The organism is Acidobacteriota bacterium (assembly GCA_040752675.1).
Classification (GTDB): Bacteria; Acidobacteriota; Polarisedimenticolia; order JBFMGF01; family JBFMGF01; genus JBFMGF01.
Window position 1 is genome coordinate 1 of record JBFMGF010000041.1, and the last position, 3,635, is coordinate 3,635.

4 protein-coding genes and 1 pseudogene are annotated in these 3,635 nt (G+C 49.2%); 3 read left to right on the forward strand and 2 right to left on the reverse strand.

All coding sequences use genetic code 11. The features are described 5' to 3' along the window. Positions 1-1,199: S41 family peptidase (locus AB1756_04115; protein MEW5806523.1), on the reverse strand; the 1,199-nt coding region annotated here is incomplete at its 3' end. A 115-nt stretch (positions 1,200-1,314) separates the two neighbouring features. Here AB1756_04115 and tatA point away from each other — a divergent pair. From tatA to AB1756_04130, 3 genes are read left to right on the forward strand one after another with little or no spacing between them, the layout of a single operon-like run. Next, complete coding sequence (gene tatA / locus AB1756_04120) at positions 1,315-1,647, forward strand: twin-arginine translocase TatA/TatE family subunit (GenBank protein ID MEW5806524.1); 333 nt, start codon at positions 1,315-1,317, stop codon at positions 1,645-1,647. Further along, positions 1,644-2,399, forward strand: coding sequence for a twin-arginine translocase subunit TatC (gene tatC / locus AB1756_04125; protein MEW5806525.1), 756 nt, complete (start codon positions 1,644-1,646; stop codon positions 2,397-2,399). The genes tatA and tatC overlap by 4 nt, the downstream gene beginning before the upstream one ends. Positions 2,400-2,404: 5 nt before the next feature. After that, positions 2,405-3,250 carry a lipopolysaccharide kinase InaA family protein gene (locus AB1756_04130; protein ID MEW5806526.1) on the forward strand — a complete coding sequence of 282 codons (846 nt, stop codon included), beginning with the start codon at positions 2,405-2,407 and terminating at the stop codon, positions 3,248-3,250. A 13-nt stretch (positions 3,251-3,263) separates the two neighbouring features. Here AB1756_04130 and AB1756_04135 read toward each other — a convergent pair. Then, positions 3,264-3,359: pseudogene (locus AB1756_04135) on the reverse strand (VOC family protein). Positions 3,360-3,635 lie beyond the last annotated feature (276 nt).

The following is a 3,635-nucleotide window of genomic DNA, read 5'->3' on the forward strand; positions in this document are numbered from 1 at the left end:
ATGATATCTGGGGTTATTCCGCCGCCGCCATGGACGGTTCTTCCCGAATCGGTATGCCTGATCTCTCGACCCGTTTGGTCGGGCCGCTCCTCGTATCCGAGATCTTCACTCAAGAAATAATCCTCCAGGGAAGAGTAATCGCGCTGTATGAGTCTGCCGCTCGGTGTGTAGTATCTTGCCGTCGTCAGAAGAAGACCTGTGTTACCGTTGAGGGAATAGCTCTTCTGGACAAGCCCCTTCCCGAAGGTCGTCTCTCCAACGATGAGGCCTCGGTCGTGATCCTGAACGGCACCGGATACGATCTCGGCAGCGCTTGCAGTTCCACGATCAACGAGTATGATGAGCGGGATTGTTTCATGGGGAACCCCTCCCTCGGAGTAGAACTCCTGACTGGAGCTTATGATCCGCCCCTTCGTAAATACGACCATCTTCCCCGTGCCGATGAACCTCGATGCTACCAGGACTCCCTGGTCCAGGAGCCCGCCGGCATTATCCCGCAGGTCAAGAATGAGCCGCTCCATCCCTTCCGATTCGAGATTGGAGAAAGCGGCATCGAAGTCTCTGTATGTGTATTGGTTGAAGTTTGTGATCCTGATGTAGCCTATTCCAGGCTTTATGATGAAAGCACTGGTGACGCTTTCGAGCGGTATCTCGTCCCTCACGATCGTAAATTGAAGCGGCTCATCGATCCCGATCCTCTTTATGGTGATCGTGACTGATGTTCCCTTGGGGCCTTTCAGCTTTTTAACGGCTTCCTGGACACTCATCCCCATCGTCTCCTGTCCTTCGATGTGGGAGATGATGTCGCCGGCTCTTAGACCGGCTCTCTTGGCGGGCGTATTATCGATGGGAGCAATGACAGTCAGAGGCTTATCCTCTCCCCGTTTTGCAATCTGGATACCGAGGCCGTAGAACTTCCCCTCGTGCTCCTCGCTGATGTCTTGGAACTCCTTCTCGTCCAGGAAGTTGCTGTGTGGATCGAGGTTGCGCAGCATCCCACGAATGGCGCTGTAAATAGCCTTTTCAGCATTCAACTCTTCGGGATATCGCTCCTCGACGACGGAAAGGATGTAGTTGAATTTTTTCAAGCTATCATGGATATCCTCGGCGTAATCTAAAAAAACCGCCCCCATCAGGATCGCGGCAGAGACCAGAGTCGCCACCATGAATAACCAGATGATGCCATTTGTTCTCTTCATTTCATTCCTTAAAATTTTAATATTATATTTTCCACATGAATAATTGTAAAGGATAGCAGAAATGTTTTGCAAAATGGGCTCAAAATAATACAATGAATGCTAAACAGAGGTTGTCATGTTTGGTTCACTTGGTGGTCCGGAGCTCATACTTATCTTTATTATCGCCCTGCTCATCTTTGGACCGAGGAAGCTTCCAGAAATGGGACGGATGATCGGAAAGAGCCTTGCCGAATTCAAGAAAGCCGCCTTCGATTTCAGGAGAACCCTCGAGAGTGAGGTCGAGGAAGAGGCAAAGGGTCTGAAGGAAGCAAAGCGCAGCCTCATCGAGGTGGGAGAGGAGCTGAAAGCGACCCTCCGGGATGCGACGCGAGACTATGAGAAAGGGCTGACGGAAGAACTTGAGAGAAGCGAGAGCGAGAAGAAAGGCGGGAACGGGCGGGCAGGATGAGCGAACCGGTAAAAGATAAATCGGTTTCCATGACCTTCCTCGAGCATCTCGACGAGCTTCGAAGCAGAATCTGGAAGTCAGTCATTGCCCTCGTCGCCGCCTTCATCGTCTGCTGGATCTTCTCCGAACAACTCCTTCATTTTCTCTTCATCCCGATCCGGGAGCATCTCTTCGAAGGAGAGGATATCATCTTCATCAACCTCACGGAGCCCTTCCTCATCAAGATGAAGGTCTCTTTTCTGGCAGCCATCTTTCTGGTATCTCCTTTCATCCTATTTCAGCTCTGGAGGTTCATCGCCCCCGGACTCTATCCGGGGGAGCGGTACTTCGCAGTCCCGTTCATCTTCTTCTCGACGCTCTTCTTCGTGGGCGGGGGGCTGTTCGGTTACTACATAGCCCTGCCGATTACGGCGAAATTCCTCCTCCAGATGGGAGAGGAGTTCAAAGCGGCTATTACTCTCAGGTCCGCATTCCAGTTCGAGAGCTGGATCCTGCTGGGGCTCGGTCTCATCTTCGAGATGCCGATTCTGATCTTCTTCCTGTCACGGCTCGGGGTCATTACACCCAGATTCTTGATCTCAAAGTTACAGTATGCTGTCTTGATCATCTTCATTGTGGCCGCGGTAATCACGCCGACCGGCGACGTTGTGACCCTGTGCGTATTCGCTCTGCCTATGGTTGGCCTCTACCTGATTGGAACGCTCATCTCCTTTGTTTTTCAGAAGAGGGGGAGGCAGGAAAGATCAGTATAATAGCTATGGCAAGCATCCACGCCATTCCAGATCAATATGTTGCATCCACCAGAGGAAAGACGACCCTTATTATCAAAAAAGGGTTTGAGGATATCCTCAAAGATGTTGAGTGGGAAACTCCTGAAGAGCTCCTTCTGAAATATGCCTCGGCGGATATCGCACATGGAAGAGGAACGGTGGCAGTCATCCCGTGTGCAAGGAGAAAGGTCTTTATGAAGAAAATGCTTCATGGAGGTTTCTTCGGCCCAATCCTCGGTGATGCCTTCTCTGCGGACAGGGTCGTGGACAATCTGAGATATTCTTCTATCCTTAAAGCAAAGGGAATCCCTTCACCGGAAGCGGTATTCGTAATCCTCAAGAAAAAAGGGAGTCATTTTTTCGAGGGTTACATCGGGGAAGAGCTGATCGAGGAAGCAGAAAATCTCATTCAGATTTTCAGAAGGAAGATCTCCGAAGAGGTCAGAAGGGAACTCTTGAGGAGGACTGCATCTCTGCTGAATCATTTCCACAATGAGGGTTTCTATCATCGCGATCTGAATGCGGGGAACGTCATTATTAAAATGGCGCCGGATAAGCTGCATGAACTTCTCTTCTTCATTGACCTTGATAGGATGAGAAAGAACGAAAGGATCGGAAATCTTAAAAGGCTGGAAAACATCTTCCGGCTGTTTCGCTCTTTCAGGAAATCTGTCGGAAGTGAACGGTTTTCAGAAAAGGATGAAGATGCCTTCCTTGAATACTATTGCAGCTCCGATCCACGGAGACTCTCAGCCTTCAGAATCCTCATCCCCTTCTACCGATTTTCTTTTCTTTTTCACCGACTTGCCTGGACAGTTTTCGGTAGACGTTGAGAGCAGTGTTCTATCATCCGTTCTTTTTATAATCAGTGATGCCGAGACGATTTCCGAAAGGATCTTCGAATTCAGCGGCCATCCCCGTAGCGATGGGAAACGGCTCTGACTCATTCTCCGATGATTGAATCCCTGGTCCTGTTTTCATCTATCTGAATGATTTCTCATTGAAAATGGACAGTTCATTCGCGTTTGTCGCAGCAAAAGTTTGTATCAGATCTTCCTACATAGATATTAGGGAGCCCGTGTTTTCCTAATGGGTTGCACCAATAACATCGTGGACTAAATCCTAATGCTCAGGAAACCAATAACATCGTGGACTAATCGATACTTTTTATCTATCCAATGAAAGCAAGGGATCAATAATTGGACCTCTAACTGGAAA